Annotated in this window: 16 protein-coding genes; 5 read left to right on the plus strand and 11 right to left on the minus strand. The window is 60.2% G+C overall.

Annotation, left to right across the window (positions count from 1 at the left end; genetic code table 11):
- Nucleotides 1-236 precede the first annotated feature (236 nt).
- Entirely contained in the window at nucleotides 237-1064 is an 828-nt protein-coding gene (djlA, locus tag DR88_RS22310) for a co-chaperone DjlA (RefSeq protein WP_002888332.1), read from the plus strand.
- A gap of 32 nt (nucleotides 1065-1096) precedes the next feature.
- On the opposite strand, the gene DR88_RS22305 is transcribed toward djlA, so the two are convergent.
- Nucleotides 1097-1795, minus strand: coding sequence for a response regulator (locus tag DR88_RS22305; RefSeq protein WP_002888337.1), 699 nt, complete (start codon nucleotides 1793-1795; stop codon nucleotides 1097-1099).
- Nucleotides 1785-3410: an ATP-binding protein gene (locus DR88_RS22300; protein ID WP_002888340.1), complete on the minus strand. Its 1626-nt coding sequence runs from the start codon at nucleotides 3408-3410 to the stop codon at nucleotides 1785-1787. The genes DR88_RS22305 and DR88_RS22300 overlap by 11 nt, the downstream gene beginning before the upstream one ends.
- Before the next feature lie 324 nt (nucleotides 3411-3734).
- Between DR88_RS22300 and DR88_RS22295 the strand changes: the two genes are divergently transcribed.
- The gene (locus tag DR88_RS22295) at nucleotides 3735-5099 is read left to right on the plus strand and encodes a 2-hydroxycarboxylate transporter family protein (protein WP_002888345.1); all 1365 of its coding nucleotides are present in this window, start codon (nucleotides 3735-3737) and stop codon (nucleotides 5097-5099) included.
- A gap of 179 nt (nucleotides 5100-5278) precedes the next feature.
- Nucleotides 5279-5818: a citrate lyase holo-[acyl-carrier protein] synthase gene (citX, locus tag DR88_RS22290; RefSeq protein ID WP_002888347.1), complete on the plus strand. Its 540-nt coding sequence runs from the start codon at nucleotides 5279-5281 to the stop codon at nucleotides 5816-5818.
- Between the two features lie 74 nt (nucleotides 5819-5892).
- Here citX and rluA read toward each other — a convergent pair whose 3' ends face one another.
- The 6 genes from rluA to araB form a co-directional block, all read right to left on the minus strand.
- A complete protein-coding gene (gene rluA, locus DR88_RS22285; RefSeq protein WP_004145980.1) occupies nucleotides 5893-6552 on the minus strand; it encodes a bifunctional tRNA pseudouridine(32) synthase/23S rRNA pseudouridine(746) synthase RluA in 660 nt (219 codons plus the stop codon).
- Nucleotides 6553-6564: 12 nt separating this feature from the next.
- Nucleotides 6565-9471 carry an RNA polymerase-associated protein RapA gene (rapA, locus tag DR88_RS22280; RefSeq protein ID WP_004147031.1) on the minus strand — a complete coding sequence of 969 codons (2907 nt, stop codon included), beginning with the start codon at nucleotides 9469-9471 and terminating at the stop codon, nucleotides 6565-6567.
- A 187-nt stretch (nucleotides 9472-9658) separates the two neighbouring features.
- The gene (gene polB, locus DR88_RS22275; protein ID WP_004147033.1) at nucleotides 9659-12016 is read right to left on the minus strand and encodes a DNA polymerase II; all 2358 of its coding nucleotides are present in this window, start codon (nucleotides 12014-12016) and stop codon (nucleotides 9659-9661) included.
- Nucleotides 12017-12191: 175 nt separating this feature from the next.
- Nucleotides 12192-12887: an L-ribulose-5-phosphate 4-epimerase gene (araD, locus tag DR88_RS22270; RefSeq protein ID WP_002888353.1), complete on the minus strand. Its 696-nt coding sequence runs from the start codon at nucleotides 12885-12887 to the stop codon at nucleotides 12192-12194.
- Nucleotides 12888-13024: 137 nt separating this feature from the next.
- Nucleotides 13025-14527: an L-arabinose isomerase gene (gene araA, locus DR88_RS22265; protein WP_004147034.1), complete on the minus strand. Its 1503-nt coding sequence runs from the start codon at nucleotides 14525-14527 to the stop codon at nucleotides 13025-13027.
- Between the two features lie 10 nt (nucleotides 14528-14537).
- Nucleotides 14538-16247, minus strand: a complete 1710-nt coding sequence (gene araB / locus DR88_RS22260; RefSeq protein ID WP_025860631.1) for a ribulokinase — start codon at nucleotides 16245-16247, stop codon at nucleotides 14538-14540.
- Nucleotides 16248-16584: 337 nt separating this feature from the next.
- On the opposite strand from araB, the gene araC reads away from it, so the two are divergent.
- Complete coding sequence (gene araC, locus DR88_RS22255) at nucleotides 16585-17430, plus strand: arabinose operon transcriptional regulator AraC (protein ID WP_004145972.1); 846 nt, start codon at nucleotides 16585-16587, stop codon at nucleotides 17428-17430.
- 128 nt (nucleotides 17431-17558) lie between these two features.
- Nucleotides 17559-18326: a DedA family protein gene (locus tag DR88_RS22250; RefSeq protein ID WP_025860633.1), complete on the plus strand. Its 768-nt coding sequence runs from the start codon at nucleotides 17559-17561 to the stop codon at nucleotides 18324-18326.
- Here the strand turns inward: DR88_RS22250 and thiQ are convergent.
- From thiQ to thiB, 3 genes are read right to left on the minus strand one after another with little or no spacing between them, the layout of a single operon-like run.
- A complete protein-coding gene (gene thiQ / locus DR88_RS22245) occupies nucleotides 18313-19014 on the minus strand; it encodes a thiamine ABC transporter ATP-binding protein ThiQ (RefSeq protein WP_004178579.1) in 702 nt (233 codons plus the stop codon). The genes DR88_RS22250 and thiQ overlap by 14 nt on opposite strands.
- The gene (thiP, locus tag DR88_RS22240; RefSeq protein WP_004147039.1) at nucleotides 18998-20608 is read right to left on the minus strand and encodes a thiamine/thiamine pyrophosphate ABC transporter permease ThiP; all 1611 of its coding nucleotides are present in this window, start codon (nucleotides 20606-20608) and stop codon (nucleotides 18998-19000) included. The genes thiQ and thiP overlap by 17 nt, the downstream gene beginning before the upstream one ends.
- Nucleotides 20584-21567 (minus strand): thiamine ABC transporter substrate binding subunit, encoded by a 984-nt coding sequence (gene thiB, locus DR88_RS22235; protein ID WP_004147041.1) that lies wholly within the window; start codon nucleotides 21565-21567, stop codon nucleotides 20584-20586. The genes thiP and thiB overlap by 25 nt, the downstream gene beginning before the upstream one ends.
- Nucleotides 21568-21643: the final 76 nt, after the last annotated feature.

A 21643-nucleotide genomic window follows, 5' to 3' on the forward strand; every position in this document is an offset into this window, starting at 1 on the left:
ATTTATTGTTCCATCATCTTGTGACAGCGGCTTGCAAACGGTCAGAGCCTAACTTACTCAACATTATCACGCTAGTGTTAATCCTGCCCGTTTCGAGCCCGAGCGTTAGGCACCCTGTTGAATGACGAGTATGATAAAGCAAATTATAGGCTATGTCCCACAATTGACCGAGGCGCGAGTGCCGGGTAACGTGCGGTCATATTCGAGCTTAACGGCGATAAACAGTTGGGGAGTCTATGCAGTATTTGGGTAAAGTGATTGGCGTGGCAGTGGCTTTGCTGATGGGTGGTGGGTTCTGGGGCGTGGTGCTTGGCTTTCTGGTCGGCCATATGTTTGACCGGGCGCGCAGCCGCCGGTTAAATCTCTTCGCCAATCAGCAGGAGCGTCAGTCGCTCTTCTTTTCCACCACCTTCGAAGTGATGGGGCACCTGACCAAATCCAAGGGCCGCGTTACCGAAGCGGATATTCATGTCGCCAATGTGCTAATGGATCGCATGAACCTGCATGGCGCCTCGCGCACCGCGGCGCAGCAGGCGTTTCGCGACGGTAAGGCCGACAACTATCCCCTGCGCGAGAAAATGCGTCAGCTGCGCAGCGTCTGCTTTGGCCGTTTCGATCTGATTCGGATGTTTCTGGAAATTCAGCTGCAGGCGGCGTTCGCTGATGGCGAACTGCATCCTAACGAACGTGAAGTGCTGTTCGTCATTGCCGACGAGCTCGGCATCTCCCGCGCCCAGTTCGATCAATTCCTGCGGATGATGCAGGGCGGCGCCCAGTTTGGCGGCGGTTCGCAGCAGCGCTCTTATGGCCAGCATGGCGGCAACGCCGGCTGGCAGCAGGCGCAGCGTGGGCCGACCCTCGAAGATGCTTGCAATGTGCTGGGAGTAAAACCGACCGACGACGCGGCGACGGTGAAGCGCGCCTATCGCAAGCTGATGAACGAACATCATCCGGACAAGCTGGTAGCTAAAGGTCTGCCGCCGGAGATGATGGAGATGGCCAAACAGAAGGCCCAAGAGATCCAGAAGGCCTGGGAGCTGATCAAAGAGCAGCGCGGCTTCTGACGTTTCCAGCCCCTCCCGTCCGGCGAGGGGTTTTAACTTTTGACCTTAGCGCGGCGATACAGCCGCCGCGGATGGCCAATTTTTCCGTACAGCATCTCCACTTCCAGAAAACCGGTCTCAACGCCGTGCTCCAGATAGCGACGGGCGGTGGTTTTGCTAAGCCCGGCGGCGCTGACCACTTCATCAACGGAAAAACAGTGCGCTTCCCGGTCGCTAAACAGTCCCTGCACCAGCGCCAGCGTTTTCTCTTCAATCCCCTTGCTGCCGCTATCCACGCGATAGTTCTTCGCCTGCAGTTGATAGAGGGAATCGACGTTTTGCTGATCGACGATTTTCCACTCCCGTTGCTGATCGTAGAACTGGATAAAGCGCTCCAGCGACTGGCTCAGCCGCTTCCATGATACCGGCTTAAGGATATAGTCGAAGGCGCCGTTGCGGATGGCCTGGCTGCAGGTTTCCATATCGCTGGCGGCGGTGATAAAGATCACCGAGCATTGGCTGGTCGCCAGCGCCGGGTCGGTCATCAGCGTGACGCCTTTGCCGTCCGGTAAATAGTTATCCAGCAGCACCAGCTGCGGCGGCGTGGCGTGAAGCAGCTGCCGCGCCTGGGCGAGGGAGGCCGCCATGCCTGCCAGCCGCAGTCGCGGGTGTTTTTGCACAAGCTCGGCGTGCAGGCGCGCCAGTTCGCTCTCATCTTCAATGATTAGCACATCGACCAGGTCATGATGCATCGTGGGCCTCCGGTTGCGGACAGGCGTGCGCGTCGGCCGGGATAAAAAGGGTGAAGATCGTTCCCCGCGGCGCGTTATCGGCGACTTCGATGGTGCCGCCCGCCTGAGTGACATAATGTTCAATAAGATACAGACCAATGCCGTGATCGCCACGGGTTTTGGTGGTGACGCCGCGTTCAAAAATGCGCTCGCGGATATCGGGGCGGATGCCGACGCCGCGGTCGGCCACTTCGATAATCAACTCCCGGGCGTTGAGCTGGATCAGGACTTCCACCGGCTCATGCGGCAGCTCGGCACGCTGCGTGGCTTCGATGGCGTTATCCAGCAGGTTGCCGATGATGGAGATCAGCTCGGATTCCATCAGCGACGGCAGGGGGCGGTCGATGCGGCAGGCCGGGTCGAAGCTCAGCGCCACGCCTTTTTCGCGGGCGCGGGTGGCTTTGCCGAGCAGCAGACCGCATAGCGTCGGCGAGTGGAAGTGCGAGGAGATAAAATCCAGTAGCTCCTGAGCATGTTCCGACTGGGCCTGAATATAGCGGATCGCTTCGTCATAATGGCCCATATGCAGCAGGCCGGAGAGGGTAGTCATCCGGTTGAGCTGCTCGTGGCGCATGATGCGCAGATTGTCGACATAGCGCTTCACCTGGCTCAGCTGGGCGGTGAGGGCATTGATTTCATTGCGGTCACGGAATGTGATCACCCAGCCCTGCAGGGTATTCTCCAGCATAATGCGCACCCGACTGGCGAGCACGGTCAACTGGTTGAAGCGGCATAGCTCATCGTGGGTATCGCGTTCGAGCATGTCGCCGCTGGCGAAAAAGGGCTGCGGCGAAATGACGCTGTCGATCGACTGACCGCGCAGCTGGCGGGCGGGCTGGCTGAGCCCCAGCAGGCTGCGGGCGGCATGGTTTATCACCTCAATACGCCGCTGGCGATCGATGACGATCACCCCCTCAAAGATCGACTCCATCATCGCCTTTTGCTGGCGAACCAGCAGGCCAATTTCCCGCGGCTCGAGCGAAAAAATCTGCTTCTTGATACTGCGGGTAAAGTACCAGGAGAAGATAAACAGGGCGATGAGCAGCAGGACGGCGGCGATAAAAATATTGATCACTTTAGTCAGAGTAATGCTGTCGAGATAGCTGGTGAGGTAGCCGACGGAGACAATACCGATCACTCGCCCTGCGTCATCAACGATGGGCGTTTTGCTGCGCAGCGAGACCCCGAGGCCGCCTTTGCGAATGGTGGTGATGGATTTTCCTTCCAGTACCGCCTGGTTGTCGCCGCCGACCAGTCGGGTGCCGACCCACTCCGGATGGACGGAATGAAACAGATGAACTCCCTGACGGTCGCCGATGACGATAAAGCTGGCGTCGCTATGGGCGGCGATTTGCTGCATAAACGCCTGAATCGCCTGTGGGTCGTGCCGGCTGACCTGTTGACGTAAATTCGGCATCAGGGCTATCTCTTCGGCCTGTATTTTGGCCCGGGCGCTCATCTCCTGATAAAGCTGGCGGCTGGCGTCAAAATAATAATAAATGCCCAGTGCGATAAAAAGGACCGAGAAAAAAGCGACCAGAGAAATAAACAGCTTATATTGAAAAGATAATTTCATAGGCCCCGGACGACGTATTAACCATACCGGCACTCTAACATTTTTCTGTCACGTGACGTAAATGTTAAGGGAAAGTTGTGATCAGCGGCGCAGGCGCGGTCTGCCGCCAGCGGTCGCGGCGGAAATAGGCGGCCTGCGGGAAATAAAAACCATAAAAACCACAGTCATAAATCAGAGATATATCACTCCCGGGCAGTTCAGCGAATAGAAACCATAAAAACCATAGTGACCATTAAAACTTCTTTTTTAATCTGGGAAGCTTCACATTAACGACGCCGCTGTCCCTTTACGCTGAAAATGAATAATAACGACAGGGCTGAATTTATGAGCACCACAGACAATGCATTCTCTGCAACCCTTGAACCGATCGATACGCCGAAAACCACGCTCAAGCAGCGCTGGTGGCATATCATGGATAACTGGAAGGTGGGGATCGTCCCGCTGCCGCTGTTTCTGCTGGCCGGAGGACTGATTGCCCTCGACTGCCTTGGCGGCAAACTGCCGAGCGATATCGTGGTGATGGTGGCCACCCTGGCTTTCTTTGGCTTCGCCTGCGGCGAGTTTGGTAAACGCCTCCCGGTGCTGGGGAAACTCGGTGCGGCGGCGATCTGCGCCACCTTTATTCCTTCCGCGCTGGTCCACTATGGTCTGCTGCCTGACGTGGTTATTGAATCCACGACCAAATTCTATAAATCCACTAACATCCTCTATCTCTATATCTGCTGCATCATTGTCGGCAGCATCATGAGTATGAATCGCACCACGCTGATTCAGGGCTTTCTGAAGATCTTCTTCCCGATGCTGTGCGGCGAAGTGGTCGGCATGCTGGTGGGCATCGGCGTCGGCACGCTGCTGGGCATGGAGCCGTTCCAGGTGTTCTTCTTTATCGTGCTGCCGATTATGGCCGGCGGCGTGGGAGAGGGGGCGATCCCGCTGTCAATGGGTTATGCCGCGCTGATGCATATGGAGCAGGGCGTGGCCCTGGGCCGGGTATTGCCGATGGTGATGCTTGGCAGCCTGACGGCGATCGTCATCTCCGGCTGCCTCAACCAGCTCGGCAAGCGCTTCCCGCATCTGACCGGCGAAGGGCAACTGATGCCGAACCGCAGCCATGAAACCCGCAGCCTCAGCGAGAGCGAAGGCGTGAGCGGTAAGACCGACGTTGGGACCCTCGCCTCCGGCGCGCTGCTGGCGGTACTGCTGTATATGATGGGGATGCTCGGCCACAAACTGATTGGTCTGCCGGCGCCGGTAGGCATGCTGTTCCTCGCGGTGCTGTTAAAGCTGGCTAACGTGGTGTCTCCGCGTCTGCAGGAGGGGTCGCAGATGGTCTATAAATTCTTCCGCACCGCGGTCACCTACCCGATCCTCTTTGCCGTCGGCGTGGCGATCACCCCGTGGCAGGAACTGGTAAACGCCTTCACTTTAACCAACCTGCTGGTGATCGTCAGTACCGTCTCCGCGCTGGTGGCGACCGGTTTCCTGGTTGGTAAAAAGATAGGGATGCACCCGATCGATGTGGCGATTGTTTCCTGTTGCCAGAGCGGGCAGGGCGGCACCGGCGATGTAGCGATCCTGACCGCCGGCAACCGCATGAGCCTGATGCCGTTCGCGCAGATCGCTACCCGCATCGGCGGGGCGATAAATGTCTCGCTGGGGTTGCTGTTCCTCAGCCACTATCTGGCGTGATATAACGCTACGCTCAGCGATAAATCTGCTATTTTCCGCTACAGAACGCCGAAAATATCTGCGTTCTGTATCCTAAATGCTCCGCATTTAGCGTTACAATCAGCGCGCGATCGGCTATCGCAACCATCATCATGACAGTCCAGGCGCTGTCGTATTTATCATATGTAGGAGAGGAATTAATGTCAGTGGATACTCCCGCCCAGGCGGGCGTCAGCATCGACGCATTGCTGGCGGCGAAAGAGCAGCGTGCAGCCCGCCAGGCCGACTGGTTGGCCCATTATCAGCAGCCTGTTATTTCCCTGACCCTGGTGACCCCGGGGGCGGTGAAGGACAGCATTCGCTATCGCAATATGATGGGCGTTGCCCTCCAGGCCTGCGATCAGCTGCTGTGGAAGCACCGCTGGCAAACGCTGGATCGTCAGGTGCTATGGCTGCCGACCGGGCCAGAAGCGCTGTGGTGCGTAGCGCATCCGGCCAGCGAAATCAAAGCGATGTGCAGTACGCTGGAGCAGAGCCATCCGCTGGGACGCCTGTGGGATATCGATGTAATCTGTCCGCAGAACGGGCTGGTGGGACGCCAGTCGCTGGGCGAATCGCAGCGCCGCTGCCTGCTGTGCGATGAGCCGGCGCACGCCTGTGCGCGCAGCCGTCGTCACGACACCGATCTCGTCGTCGCCCGCGTTGAGCAGATGATTGACGCGTGGTTCGCCCGCGATTAATCGGGATTGTTTTCTGTATCCTCACTAATCCGAGTTGCACGCAGCCAACCCGCATGCAACTCGAAGTATGAGCGTTAAAAGTCGATCGGCGCGCGAAAGGTCATCGCGTTGCCGTAGGCAGGATGGGTGATGGTGAGCGTCTCGGCGTGCAGCAGCAGGCGCGGGGCCATCGCCAGCGCCTCCGGCGTGGCATAGAAGCGGTCGCCAAGGATCGGATGCCCCAGCGCCAGCATATGCACGCGCAGCTGGTGCGACCGTCCGGTAATCGGCTTCAGGCGCACGCGGGCGGTGTTATCCTCTGCGTACTCCAGCACCTCATATTCGGTTTGCGCCGCTTTGCCGGTTTCATAGCACACCTTCTGCATTGGCCGGTTCGGCCAGTCGCAAATCAGCGGTAAATCCACGAGGCCTTCCGCCGGCTGCGGATGGCCCCAGACGCGGGCGACGTACTGCTTCTTCGGCTCGCGCTCGCGGAACTGACGCTTCAGTTCACGCTCGGCGGCTTTATTCAGCGCCACCACAATCACGCCGCTGGTGGCCATATCCAGGCGATGCACCGATTCGGCCTGCGGGAAGTCGCGCTGAATGCGCGTCATCACGCTGTCTTTATGCTCCTCAAGACGACCGGGGACGGACAACAAGCCGCTCGGCTTGTTGACCACCATGATGTGCTCATCCTGATACAGGATCACCAGCCAGGGATCCTGCGGCGGATTGTAGTTTTCCATCGCCATGTTCGCGTTCCGTTACTGGTGAGTGACGACGATCAGACGCAGCGCGTCCAGACGCCATCCGGCCTGCGCCAGCGCATCCATCACCTGCTGACGGTTGCTTTCGATCGCCGCCAGTTCGTCGTCACGGATGTTCGGGTTCACCGCCTTCAGCGCTTCCAGACGGGAAAGCTCAGCCGTCAGCTTTTCATCGGCTTCGTTACGCGCCGCGTCGATCAGCCCCTGCGCCGCTTTGGCGATCTGCGCTTCACCCTGCTGCAGAATCGCGTGAACGTCCTGCTGCACCGCATTGACCAGCTTGCTACCGGTATGGCGGTTGACCGCGCTCAGCTGGCGGTTGAAGCTTTCGAACTCCACCTGCGCGGCGAGGTTGTTGCCGTTTTTATCCAGCAGCATGCGAACCGGGGTCGCCGGCAGGAAGCGGTTGAGCTGCAGCTGCTTCGGCGCCTGCGCTTCGACGACATAGATCAGCTCCAGCAGCAGGGTGCCGACCGGCAGCGCCTTGTTCTTCAGCAGCGAAATGGTGCTGCTGCCGGTATCGCCGGAAAGGATCAGGTCCAGACCGTTGCGTATCAGCGGGTGTTCCCAGGTAATAAATTGCGCATCTTCACGCGACAGCGCCACGTCACGTTCGAAGGTGATGGTGCAACCGTCTTCCGGCAGGCCCGGGAAATCCGGCACCAGCATATGGTCGGAAGGGGTGAGGACGATCAGGTTTTCACCGCGGTCGTCCTGGTTGATGCCGACGATATCGAACAGGTTCATCGAGAAAGCGATCAGGCTGGTGTCGTCATCCTGCTCTTCGATGCTCTCCGCCAGGGCCTGGGCTTTCTCGCCGCCGTTGGAGTGGATCTCCAGCAGACGGTCGCGGCCCTGCTCCAGCTGCGCCTTCAGGGCATCATGCTGTTGGCGGCAGGATTTGATCAGATCGTCAAAGCCGTCGGTGGATTCCGGCGCCGCAAGATAGTTGATCAGTTCATCGTGCACGCTGTCGTAGACGGTGCGACCGGTCGGGCAGGTATGTTCGAAGGCGTCGAGCCCTTCGTGATACCAGCGCACCAGCACCGACTGCGCGGTTTTTTCCAGGTACGGAACGTGGATCTGGATATCGTGCGCCTGGCCGATACGGTCGAGACGACCGATACGCTGCTCCAGCAGATCCGGGTTAAACGGCAGGTCGAACATCACCAGGTTGCTGGCGAACTGGAAGTTGCGTCCTTCGGAGCCGATCTCGGAGCACAGCAGCACCTGGGCGCCGGTGTCTTCTTCAGCAAACCACGCCGCGGCGCGGTCGCGTTCGATAATCGACATCCCTTCATGGAACACCGCGGCGCGGATGCCTTCGCGCTCGCGCAGCACCTGTTCCAGCTGCAGGGCGGTGGCGGCCTTAGCGCAGATTACCAGCACCTTCTGCGAGCGATGGCTGGTCAGGTAACCCATCAGCCACTCGACGCGCGGGTCGAAGTTCCACCAGGTACCGGTATCACCTTCAAATTCCTGATAGATCTGCTCCGGATAGAGCATGTCGCGCGCGCGCTCTTCCGCGGTTTTGCGCGCGCCCATAATGCCGGACACTTTGATGGCCGTCTGGTACTGGGTCGGCAGCGGCAGACGAATGGTGTGCAGCTCGCGTTTCGGGAAACCTTTGACGCCGTTACGGGTATTACGGAACAGCACGCGGCTGGTGCCGTGGCGGTCCATCAGCATCGAGATCAGCTCCTGGCGCGCGGCCTGGGCATCTTCGCGATCGCTGTTGGCGGCCTGCAGCAGCGGCTCGATATCCTGCTCGCCGATCAGATCGCCCAGGGTATTGAGTTCGCTATCGCTCAGCTTGTTGCCCGCCAGCAGCAGCGCGACGGCGTCGGCCACCGGACGGTAGTTCTGCTGTTCTTCGACAAACTGTTCAAAATCGTGGAAGCGGTTCGGATCCAACAGACGCAGGCGCGCAAAATGGCTCTCCATTCCCAGCTGTTCCGGCGTCGCGGTCAGCAGCAGGATACCCGGCACGCGCTCAGCCAGCTGTTCAATAGCCTGATATTCACGGCTCGGCGCCTCTTCGCTCCACACCAGGTGGTGCGCTTCGTCGACCACCATCAGGTCCCACTCGGCGTCGCACAGGTGCTCCAGGCGCTGCTTGCTGCGACGCACGAAGTCTAAAGAGCAGATCACCAGCTGTTCGGTTTCGAACGGATTGTAGGCATCGTGCTGCGCTTCGGCGTAGCGCTCGTCGTCGAACAGCGAGAAACGCAGGTTGAAACGGCGCAGCATCTCCACCAGCCACTGGTGCTGGAGGGTTTCCGGGACCACGATCAGCACGCGCTCGGCGGCGCCGGAGAGCAGCTGCTGGTGCAGGATCATCCCGGCTTCAATGGTTTTACCTAAGCCCACTTCATCGGCCAGCAGGACGCGCGGCGCGTGACGACGGCCCACATCGTGGGCAATATGCAGCTGGTGCGGGATCAGGCTGGTGCGCTGGCCGCGCAGGCCGCTCCACGGCATGCGGTACTGTTCGCTCTGGAACTTGCGCGCGCGGTAGCGCAGGGCAAAGCGATCCATGCGGTCGATTTGGCCGGCGAACAGGCGGTCCTGCGGTTTGCTGAATACCAGTTTGCTGTCGAGCAGCACTTCACGCAGGGTGACGTTCGCTTCCTGGGTGTCCAGGCGGGTGCCAGTGTAGGACAGCAGCCCGTTCTCTTCATTCACTTTGTCAACGTGGAGCTGCCAGCCTTCATGGCTGGTGATGGTGTCGCCCGGGTTAAACATTACGCGGGTGATCGGGGAATCGTTGCGAGAGTACAGACGGTTTTCGCCGATGGCGGGGAAAAGGAGAGTGACCATGCGCGCATCCAGCGCTACCAGCGTCCCTAATCCTAGTTCGCTCTCTGTGTCGCTAATCCAGCGTTGACCAAGTGTAAAAGGCATATATGTTCGGCTCTTTAGTTCTTTAATTGCAGGCAATAGTTGATCATCTCCATGAACAATCGGAGATGCGTCAAAATTGGGGCCAGGAATGGAAAGGGCGCTATATTACTGGATGGCAGAACGTTCGTCACGTTCTCCTCACGCTTCATTTTTAGGCTTTCTTGCCCGTGGAATGGGTGACAAAAAATCAAAATAGCCCCAACTGTCCTGTCACTATTGTAGCAAAGTCATCGTTGACGAAGGGCAGGATCCCTTCCGCCACCGGCTGCAACTGCTTTGTTAAATAGTGATCGTAATCGAGCGGCGACTGCTGGTAATCCACCGGCTCCGGGCCGCTGGTGGTCCAGACGTATTTGATGGTGCCGCGCTGCTGATACTGCTGCGCCCGCCCAAGCTTCAGGTTGTGTTCATCGGCAAGCCGGGCGGCGCGCACGTGCGGCGGTACGTTGCGCTGATACTCCGCCAGCGGCCGGCGCAGGCGTTTGCGATAAACCAGCTGTTCGTCGAGCTCGCCGTTCATCAGCCTGGCGATAGTCTCCCGCACATAATCCTGATACGGCTGGTTGCGGAAGATGCGCAGGTATAACTCCTGTTGAAACTGCTGGGCCAGCGGCGTCCAGTCGGTACGCACCGTTTCCAGCCCCTTAAACACCATGCGCTGGGCATCGCCCTCCTGAATCATCCCGGCATAGCGCTTCTTGCTGCCGGTATCGGCGCCGCGGATCGTCGGCATTAAAAAGCGGCAGAAGTGGGTTTCATACTCCAGCTCCAGGGCGCTGGTAAGCTGGCTTTTGCTAAGCTCCTGCGCCCACCAGGCGTTGACATCGCTGACCAGCTCGCGGCCGATCTCCGCCGCCTGGGCTTCGCTGTGCGGGCGCTTAAGCCAGACGAAGGTGGAGTCGGTATCGCCGTAGATAACGTCATAGCCTTTGGCTTCAATTAACGCTTTGGTCTGGCGCATGATCGCATGGCCGCGCATGGTGATCGACGAGGCGAGACGCGGGTCGAAGAAGCGGCAGGCGCTGGTCCCCAGCACGCCGTAAAAGGCGTTCATAATGATCTTCAGCGCCTGGGAGAGCGGCTTATTGTGCTGGCGTTTGGCTTCATCCCGGCCGTGCCAGATCTGGCTGACAATCCCCGGCAGGCAGTGCTTATCTCGCGAGAAGCGGGCGCCGAGGAAGCCCTCGATACTGTGCTGGTCATCGGGTTGCGCCAGCCCTTCAACCAGGCCGACCGGATCGATTAGAAAGGTACGAATAATCGACGGATACAGGCTTTTATAGTCCAGCACCAGCACCGAGTCATACAGGCCGGGGCGGGAGTCCATCACGTAGCCGCCGGGGCTCGCCTGCGGCGGTACGTCGCCGAGATTCGGCGCCACGTAGCCCAGGCGGTGCATGCGCGGGAAATAGAGATGGCTGAAGGCGGCGACCGAGCCGCCGTGGCGGTCGGCGGGCAGACCGTTGACCGTCGCCCGTTCGAGCAAAAACGGCATGATCTCCGTTTTGTGGAAGATCCGCGTCACCAGCTCGCAATCCTGCAGGTTATAGATGGCCAGCGCCGGTTTGTCTTCATGAAACCGGCGATCGATCTCATCCATCCGATCCCATGGGTTGTCGATGGCTTTGCCTTCTCCCAGCAGCTCGCGGGCCACCGCCTCCAGCGAAAAGGAGGAGAAATTCCAGAACGCCGATTTTAGCGCGTCGATGCCGTCGATAATCAGCCGCCCGTTGGCCTGGGCGAAAAAGACGCCGTTCTTAAAGCCGTGCTCACGCCACTCCAGCTCGCTGTTGCCGCGGCCGAGCCGCAGCGGGATACGATAGCGTTCGGCGTGCTTTTGCAGAACGCGCAGATCGAACTGCACTACGTTCCAGCCGATCAGCACGTCGGGGTCGTGTTCGGCAAACCAGGCGTTAAGCTTTTCCAGCAGCAGGGGACGGCTGGCGATGAAGACCAGCTCGAAGTCGACGTCTGGCGGCGTTTCCGGTTCGGGGCCCAGCATGTAGACCACCCGCTGGCCGCAGCCTTCCAGACCGATGCAGTACAGCTCGCCGTGGCGGCTGGTTTCGATATCCAGCGACACCCATTTCAGCGGCGGACGATAGTCAGGGTTCGGCTTCATGCGTGCGTTGACCAGCTGCGAGCCGCGCGTTTCGCCTTCCACCCACACCGGGGCGGTGATAAAGCGCTCCATCAGATAGCGCTCCGGCGGGCGGATATCGCCTTCGTAAACGGTGACGCCGCTGTCGCGGAGCATCTTCTCCAGACGCATCAACTGGCGATGGGCGCGGCAGTAGAGGCCAACAATTGACTGACGGTGGAAATCTTTCAGGGCCAGCGGGGCGAAGCGGAGCCCTTTCTCCCCCTGCAGCAGCCGTTCAGCCTGCGCCCGCTGCGCTTCGGGAATAAAGGCGACGGACTCCTGCGGCGGGAGGGTGACCTGCAGCGGACCGTCGTCGGTGGCCAGCCAGAAGGAGAGCTCGGTGCCCTGCGGAGTGTCCCGCCAGTGACGGGTGAGTAAAAATCCTGCTCGTGGCTGGGTCACGGGTATTCTCGCCGATAAAAAACCAGGCCTGATTATAGCCTGGTTTCATGAGGGGCGCTGGGGTTTTATACAGGTGTTCGGCGCTAATGTTGCTCCGGATTGCGGCTTGCGCCTTATCCCGGCTACCAGATGGCGCAGAGCCCTGGCCCTGCTAAGCGCAGCGCGAGCAGGGTGATTATTGGCCGTAGTAGGCTTTGGCCCCATGCTTACGCAGATAGTGCTTATCCAGCAGGGTCTGCTGCATAGCCGGCAGCTGCGGCGCCAGCTGGCGGCAGAAAATCCCCATATAGGCGATCTCTTCCAGCACGATGGCGTTATGCACCGCGTCTTCGGCGTTCTTGCCCCAGGCGAACGGACCGTGGGAATGGACCAGCACGCCGGGCATCTGCGCCGGGTCGATTCCCTGCTGGCGGAAGGTTTCGACAATCACGTTGCCGGTTTCCCACTCATAGTCGCCGTTGATCTCCGCATCGGTCATTAACCTGGTGCAGGGCACCGGGCCATAAAAGTAGTCGGCATGGGTAGTGCCGGTCGCGGGAATAGATTGCCCGGCCTGCGCCCAGATGGTGGCGTGGCGCGAATGGGTATGCACAATGCCGCCCAGCGTCGGGAAGGCCTGATACAGCAGGCGATGGGTCGGGGTATCCGACGAGGGCTTTTTATTACCCTCTACCACTTCGCCGCTCTCCAGACTGACCACCACCATATCGTCGGCGGTCATCACGCGGTAATCCACACCGGAGGGTTTGATCACGAACACCCCTTTCTCGCGGTCGACGGCGCTGACGTTGCCCCAGGTTAAGGTCACCAGATTATGCTTTGGCAGGGCCAGGTTAGCTTCCAGCACCTGGCGTTTAAGATCTTCTAACATAGTGTGCTCCGAATAGCAGGCGAGTCGGGTATCCCTCACCCCGACCCTCTCCCGGCGGGAGAGGGAGAAAGGCGGCATGGCGCCCGGTCGGTCCCCTCTCCCCAACGGGGAGAGGGGAAGGGTGAGGGGACGGCCTCTTAGCGTTTTGAACCGTAATACACTTCATTCCAGCGCAGCGCGTCCTTGAAGGACGGCAGACGGGTCTCGTTGTCGATGACGGTCAGCTCGATATCATGCAGCTCGGCGAACTGGCGCATATCGTCGAGGTTCAGCGCATGGCTGAAGACGGTATGGTGCGCGCCGCCGGCGATGATCCAGGCTTCCGACGCGGTACGCAGATCCGGCTGCGCTTTCCACAGGGCGTTGGCCACCGGCAGCTTCGGCAGATCGTGCGGCGTTGGGACGGTTTCGATGGTATTGACCAGCAGACGGAAGCGGTCTCCCAGGTCGATCAGGCTGGCGACGATCGCCGGGCCGGTTTGAGTATTGAAGATCAGGCGCGCTGGATCCGCTTTGCCGCCGATGCCCAGCGGCTGAACGTCGAGGATCGGTTTCTCGGCGGTGGCGATCGTCGGGCACACTTCCAGCATGTGCGAGCCAAGCACCAGATCGTTACCATTGTCGAAGTGGTAGGTGTAATCCTCCATAAAGGAGGTGCCGCCCTGCAGACCAGTTGACATCACCTTCATGATGCGAAGCAGAGCGGCGGTTTTCCAGTCGCCCTCGCCGGCAAAGCCGTAGCCCTGCTGCATCAGGCGCTGTACGGCGAGACCTGGGAGCTGTTTCAGGCCGTGGAGATCTTCAAAGGTGGTGGTAAAGGCGTGGAAACCGCCCTGTTCGAGGAAGCGTTTCATCCCCAGCTCAATGCGCGCGGCGTCCAGCACGTTCTGGCGCTTCTCGCCGTGAACCTGCGCCGCCGGGGTCAGACGGTAGCTGCTTTCATATTCATCGACCAGGGCGCTGATATCGCCGTCGCTGATGCTGTTCACCACCTGCACCAGATCGCCGACCGCCCAGGTGTTCACCGAGAAGCCAAACTTAATCTGCGCGGCGACTTTATCGCCGTCGGTCACCGCCACTTCGCGCATGTTATCGCCGAAACGGCACACTTTCAGATGACGGGTATCCTGTTTGGAGACCGCCTGACGCATCCAGCCGCCGATACGCTGGTGGGCCTCTTTATCCTGCCAGTGGCCGGTGACCACGCTGTGCTGTTGGCGCATACGGGCGCCGATGAAGCCGAACTCGCGGCCGCCGTGCGCGGTCTGGTTCAGGTTCATAAAGTCCATATCGATGCTGTCCCACGGCAGCGCGGCGTTGTACTGAGTATGGAACTGCAGCAGCGGCTTATTGAGGATGGTCAGGCCGTTGATCCACATTTTTGCCGGCGAGAAGGTATGCAGCCAGACCACTAACCCGGCGCATTTGTCATCGTAGTTGGCGTCGCGGCAGATATGGGTGATCTCGTCCGGGGTGGTGCCCAGTGGCTTAAGGACCAGTTTGCACGGCAGTTTGGCTTCCGCATTCAGGCTGTTCACCACATGTTCGGCATGCTTCGTCACCTGGCGCAGGGCTTCCGGGCCGTACAGATGTTGGCTGCCAATAACGAACCATACTTCATAGTTATCAAAAATCGTCATTTTCGTATCCTTAATGGGTGAGCGCTGCCTGAGATTGCGGGGCTTTTTCCGCCTTTGCAGCCGAAGGGAGATAGTGTTGTTCCGCGCTGACCGACCACTGCTGGTAGCGCTGATAGAGTTGTTCGAAACGCTGTGCCTGCGCCGGACGCGGCTGCAGGGTAGTTTCCACCTGGCTTGCCATCCGCTGTTGGGCGGCTGGAATATCCTCATAGACGCCGGCGGCGACGGCGGCGAAGATAGCCGCCCCCAGCGCGCAGCACTGATCGGAGGCGACAATCTGCAGCGGACGGTTCAGCACGTCGCAGCAGGCCTGCATGATGACCTGGTTTTTCCGCGCGATACCGCCAAGCGCCATGACGTTGTTAACCGGGATCCCCTGCTCGGTGAAGCACTCCATAATGGCGCGAGCGCCGAAGGCGGTGGCGGCGATCAGACCGCCGAACAGCGCCGGCGCGTCGGTGGCCAGGTTAAGGTCGGTGATCACCCCTTTCAGGCGCTGGTTGGCATTCGGCGTGCGGCGGCCGTTGAACCAGTCGAGCACCACCGGCAGATGCTCCAGCGATGGATTGTTGGCCCAGGCTTCGGTGAGCGCAGGCAGTAACTGTTTTTGACTGGCTTTGATTTGCTCGCGCAACGCCGGCTGCTGCTGAGCCAGCTGCTCCAGCGGCCAGCCGAGAATGCGGCCAAACCAGGCGTAAATATCGCCGAAGGCGGACTGGCCTGCCTCCATGCCGATAAAGTGTGGAACCACGCTGCCGTCGACCTGGCCGCAGATGCCTTTGACCGTGCGCTCGCCGACGCTCTCTTTATCGGCGATCAGAATGTCGCAGGTGGAGGTGCCGATGACTTTCACCAGCGCGTTAGGCTGCGCGCCGGCGCCAACGGCGCCCATGTGGCAGTCAAAGGCGCCGCCGGAGATGGCCACGGTCTGCGGCAGACCCAGGCGCTGGGCCCACTCTGCGCTCAGCGTGCCGACCGGCACATCGGCCGTCCAGGTATCGGTGAACAGCGGCCAGGCCAGATGCTGGTTGATGATGGGATCAAGCTCATCGAAGAAGCTGGCCGGCGGCAGACCGCCCCAGCTCTCATGCCACAGCGATTTATGTCCGGCGCTGCAGCGGCCGCGGCGCAGATCCTGCGGACGCGTAGTACCGGAGAGCAGGGCGGGCACCCAGTCGCAAAGCTCTACCCACGAGGCGGCTGCATGGGCGACAGCGCTATCTTCGCGGGTGACGTGGAGGATTTTGGCCCAGAACCATTCGCTGGAGTAGATCCCGCCGATATAGCGCGAGTAATCCTCTTTGCCCGGCTGGTGGCACAGGCGGGTGATCGCCTCGGCTTCCTCGACCGCGGTGTGATCCTTCCACAGGACAAACATGGCGTTAGGGTTGTCAGCGAATTCTTCGCGCAGCGCCAGCACGTTGCCCTCGGCATCGACGGGAGCCGGAGTTGAGCCGGTGCTGTCGACGCCAATGCCCACGACGTCGGCGCGCTGTTCGGCGCTCAGCGAAGCGAGCACGCTTTTCAGCGCCGCTTCCATGGACTCGATGTAATCTCGCGGGTGATGGCGGAAGCGGTTGTTAGCGCCATCGCAATACTGTCCTTCCCGCCAGCGCGGATACCACTCCACGCTGGTCGCCAGCTCTGCGCCGGACGCGCATTCCACCGCCAGAGCGCGGACTGAGTCACTACCAAAGTCGAGGCCAATCGCAATTGCCATCTTGTTACTCCATGCAGAAATCATTCATGCAGCAACAGTAGATATCCCCGGCAAAATCCGTCAGGCCGGATTCGCTAATCTTATGGATTATTTTGCTGTTACCTTGCAAAGTGTGACGCCGTGCAAATATTCGATGTGGACTTTTCTGCCGTATTTATAGACACTTTTGTTACCCGGCATATCACGGTGGAATGCACGCTACTGGCGCTTTTTTCGCTTGCTGTGCGGGTTTTTCGCCAAATTCCCACCGCCGTCGCAGTCGCGACAGGGCCGAGAGCGATAAAATGATGAATATGGACAATTGGTGCCACTGATACCTTCGGGGAGAACCACGCGTATGGCCGAAACGCAAAACGATCCGCTGCTGCCGGGCTACTCTTTTAACGCTCATCTGGTTACCGGCCTGACGCCGATTGAGGCGCAGGGATACCTGGATTTCTTTATCGACCGCCCGCTGGGTATGAAAGGCTATATTCTCAATCTGACGATTCGCGGCGAGGGGGTGATCAACAACCACGGCGAACAGTTTGTCTGCCGGCCGGGCGATATGCTGCTGTTCCCGCCCGGGGAAATTCATCACTATGGCCGCCATCCCGACGCCAGCGAGTGGTATCACCAGTGGGTCTACTTCCGCCCGCGCGCCTACTGGCACGAGTGGCTCAACTGGCCAACGATTTTTGCCCAGACCGGCTTTTTCCGTCCGGATGAACAGTGGCAGGCGCGCTTTGGCGAGCTGTTCGGCCAGATCGTTGATGCCGGGCAGGGGGCGGGGCGCTATTCCGAACTGTTGGCGATAAACCTGCTGGAACAGCTGCTGCTGCGGCGCATGGAGGCGATCAACGAATCGCTGCATCCCCCGCTGGACAACCGGGTGCGCGACGCCTGCCAGTACATCAGCGACCATCTGGCGGACAGCCATTTTGATATCGCCAGCGTCGCCCAGCACGTCTGCCTGTCGCCCTCGCGTCTGTCGCACCTGTTCCGCCAGCAGCTGGGGGTCAGCGTCCTCGGCTGGCGGGAGGATCAGCGCATCAGCCAGGCCAAACTGTTGCTCAGCACCACGCGGATGCCGATCGCCACCGTTGGGCGCAACGTCGGCTTCGAAGATCAGCTCTATTTTTCCCGCGTGTTTAAAAAATGCACCGGGGCCAGCCCGAGCGAATTCCGCGCGGGTTGTGAATAAAAAGTAAAGAAAGTGAAATGATGACCCGCTTAAATGTCACAGCCAGTAAACTATTAAGACAATTGATGGCTTGACGACGGCGCGATGGCTTCGGAGAATCCGGGCTTCGTTTTTTAACCGGGTACATTATGCAAGCATTGCTCGAACACTTTATTACCCAATCCACGGTCTACTCATTGTTAGCCGTGATGCTGGTGGCCTTTCTCGAGTCGCTGGCGCTGGTGGGGCTTATCTTACCCGGCACGGTGATGATGGCTGGCCTTGGGGCGCTCATCGGCGGCGGCGAAGTTAACTTCTGGCAGGCGTGGCTGGCGGGGATTGTCGGCTGCCTGCTGGGCGACTGGATCTCATTCTGGCTCGGCTGGCGCTTTAAGAAGCCGTTGCACCGCTGGTCGTTTATGAAGAAAAACCGCGCCCTGCTGGAGAAAACCGAGCATGCGCTGCATCAGCACAGCATGATCACCATTCTGATTGGCCGCTTTGTCGGACCGACGCGTCCGCTGGTGCCAATGGTCGCCGGGATGCTCGACCTGCCGGTGGCCAAGTTCGTGCTACCGAATATTATCGGCTGCCTGCTCTGGCCGCCGCTCTATTTCCTTCCGGGCATCCTCGCCGGGGCGGCGATTGATATTCCGGCTGATGAATACAGCGCCAGCTTTAAATGGCTGCTATTGGGGGCGGCGCTGCTGGCCTGGCTGGCGGGATGGCTGTGCTGGCGGCTGTGGCGGAGCGCGAAAACCTCAGGCGATCGGCTGACCCGCTGGCTGCCGCGCGGCCGACTGCTGTGGCTGTCGCCGCTGATGGTCGCGCTGGCGGCTACAGCGTTAACATTTGTCTTCCGCCATCCGCTGATGCCGGTCTATCTGGCGATCCTGCACAAAGTCATCGCGCGCTGATCCCCATCAAATGCGAGGCGCTGCTGTGGCCGCTTAACAGCTCGGCGGTGGCGCCATCCCAGACAATGCGCCCTTCGGCGACCACCATCGAGCGCGGCGCGATGCGCGCGGCGTCCTCTACGCTGTGGGAGACCATCAGCAGGGTGAGCTGCTGCTGCTCGCAGACATCGGCGACCAGGGACAGCATCTCCTGGCGCAGCGCCGGATCGAGCGCCGAGAAGGGTTCATCCAGCAGCAGCACCGGCTGCTGGCGCACCAGACAGCGGGCCAGCGCCGCGCGCTGCCGCTGACCGCCGGAGAGCTCGCCGGGCAGACGTTCCAGCAGCGCATCAATTCCCATCTGTCCAGCTATCGCCGTGACCTGCGCCTGCTGCTCGCGGTTCAGTTTAAGGCCTGGGTGGATGCCGAGGCTGATATTTTGTCGAATGGTCAGATGGTTAAACAGGTTATTCTCCTGAAACAACATCGAGACCGGACGCTGCGCCGGCGGCGTCGCGTTATGCGCCTCGCCGTTAATCAGCAGGCTGCCGCTGGCGGGTGGCAGAAACCCGGCGATCAGATTCAGCAGGGTGCTCTTTCCGGCGCCGCTGGGACCGAGCACCGCGATGCGCTCCCCGCGCGCGACGTCGAGGGTGAAGCGCATCGGCAGATGCTGGTATAGCCAGGTCACATCATTGAGTTTTAGCATCACGCCCCGGAAGTTTTTCAATCAGCGTAAACAACAAGAAACAGAGCAGCAGCAGGAGCAGGGCGGTGACGGCCCCGTCCTGGCTGCGGTAGGCGCCTATCTGCTGGTACAGATAGAAAGGCAGGGTGCGGAACGCCTCGTTGCCGAACAGCGCCACCACGCCGAAATCGCCAATCGACAGTACGCAGGCGAAGGCGAGCGCCTGGGCCAGCGGGCGCCGGAGAGCGCGAAGCTCGACCACCCGCAGCCGGGCAAAGCCTTCAATACCCAGCGACTGGCACAGCATGCTGTAGCGGGCGGCAATGTCGCGCATCGGGTTTTCCAGTACTTTCAGCGCATAGGGGATCGCCATCAGGGCATTAGTGAAGATGACGATGCCGTCGGCGGACTCCGGCAGGCCGATAGTGTTATTGAGCAGCAGGAAGAAGCCGGTCGCCAGCACAATTCCCGGCATCGCAAGGATCAGCATGCCGCTCAGCTCCATTGCCTGCCCGGCCAACGGCCGCTGGCGAGCGCGCAGCTCCCGGCTGCTCCATAACAGCATCATCGTCAGGGTCACGCTCAATAGCCCGGCGGCGATGGCGATGCGTAGAGAGGTGCTCAATGCCTGCCAGAGCGCTGGCTGCGCCAGCACGTCCAGCATATTACGGTTGATCCCGTCGACGATGACCGCCAGCAGCGGCGGGAGCAGCAGCAGCAGGGCGGCGCCGATCAGCAACCCGTCGCTCAGGCGGCTATGCAGGCGATCGTCAGGGTCGCGCCAGCCGCGCACATGGCTGACGCCGATGGCGACGGCTTTACTCAGACGCTGGCTAAGCAGCACCAGCCCAAGGCAGCAGAGCATCTGGATCAGCGCCAGCATTGCCGCTCGCGCCGGATCGTAGTCAAAGCTCAGCGCCTGGTAGATAGCCAACTCGATCGTGGTGGCTTTCGGGCCGCCGCCCAGCGAGAGTACGGTGGCGAAGCTGGCGAAGCAGAGCATAAAAATCAGCGCGGCGACGGCGGGAATGTGCCGGCGCAGCCACGGCCATTCGACGAGGCGGAAGAAGGCATAGCCGCGCATGCCAAGCTGGGCGGCAATTTGCCGCTGCTCGCCGGGAATGTTCTCCAGCGCCTGCAGCAGCAGGCGGGTCGCCATCGGCATATTGAAAAAGACGTGCGCCAGCAGGATGCCCTGCAGACCGTAGGGCGAGAACTCCCATTGCCAGCCGAGCGCGTGAAATAGTGAGGCCAGCCAGCCCTGGCGGCCATAGACGCTGAGGATACCGAACACCGCCACCAGCACCGGCAGGATCAGGGTCATCGCGCACAGGCGCAGCAGCAGCGTACGGCCCGGGAAGCGACGCCGATAAAGCGCGCGGGCGAGAAAGATGGCTGGTCCCACCGAGATCAGCGCTGACAGCGACGCCTGCCAGAAGGAGAAGCGGACCACATGCCACAGGTAGCTATCGCTGAAGACCGATTGCCAGCCCGCGCCGGGGGCGCTAAACCACAGCGCCAGAAACGCCGCCAGCGCGACAGCGCACAGCAGCGTAGCGGCGAACAGGCCCGGCATCAGCCCGCGAAGGTTTAGCGGCTGACGGCGCGTTGCCATGCGCTAATCCAGGTTTGACGCTCGCTAGCGACCTGCTGCGGGGTAAAGGACAGGGTGGTCTGCGGCTTCACCAGGGTATCAAACCCGGCCGGCAGGGTGACCTGGGTCACCGGATACATCCAGTTGCCGGTAGGGATGGCGTTCTGGAAGCCAGGAGATACCATAAATTTGAGGAATTTTTCCGCCAGTTCCGGCTGCTTGCTGGCGGCGGTACGCGCGGCAACTTCGACCTGCAGATAGTGGCCCTCGGCGAAGTTCGCCGCCGCATAGTTGTCTTTCTTCTCTTCAATCATGTGGTAGGCCGGCGAGGTGGTATAGCTCAACACCAGGTCGCTTTCCCCTTTCAGGAACAGGCCATAGGCTTCGCTCCAGCCTTTGGTGACGGTAACGGTTTTCGCAGCCAGCTTCTGCCAGGCCTCGGGCGCTTGATCGCCATAGACCTTTTGCATCCACAGCAGCAGGCCCAGTCCCGGGGTGCTGGTACGCGGATCTTCATAGATGACCCGCCATTTTTGCGGCCCCTCGACCAGCTCTTTCAGGCTCTTCGGTGGATTAGCCAGTTTGTTTTTGTCATAGACGAAGGCGAAATAGCCGTAGTCGTAGGGAACAAAGGTGTCATTATCCCAGCCGCCCGGCACGCTGACCGCGCTGGCGGGTACGTTGCTTTTGGCAAACAGTTTACTCTGCGCCGCGGCTTCCAGCAGGTTGTTATCAAGGCCAAGCACGACGTCGGCCTTGCTGTTTTTGCCTTCCATGCGCAGGCGATTCAGTAGCGAAACGCCATCTTCCAGCGCGACGAACTTCAGCTCGCAGCCGCACTCCGCTTCAAAGGCTTTTTTGACCGCCGGGCCGGGGCCCCAGTCGGCAGAGAAGGAGTCATAGGTATAGACGGTAAGAACAGGCTTAGCCAAAGCGGGCATGGCGACCAGCGCCAGCAGCGGGAGTAATTTTTTCAACACTTTGCACCTCAGAAAAAAGGGGTGGCAAAGGATTTTGAGTGAGCCTCAAATCCCTTCGCCGGCGTTATCCGGATCA

This window comes from Klebsiella pneumoniae (assembly GCF_000742135.1).
GTDB classification, from domain to species: Bacteria; Pseudomonadota; Gammaproteobacteria; order Enterobacterales; family Enterobacteriaceae; genus Klebsiella; species Klebsiella pneumoniae.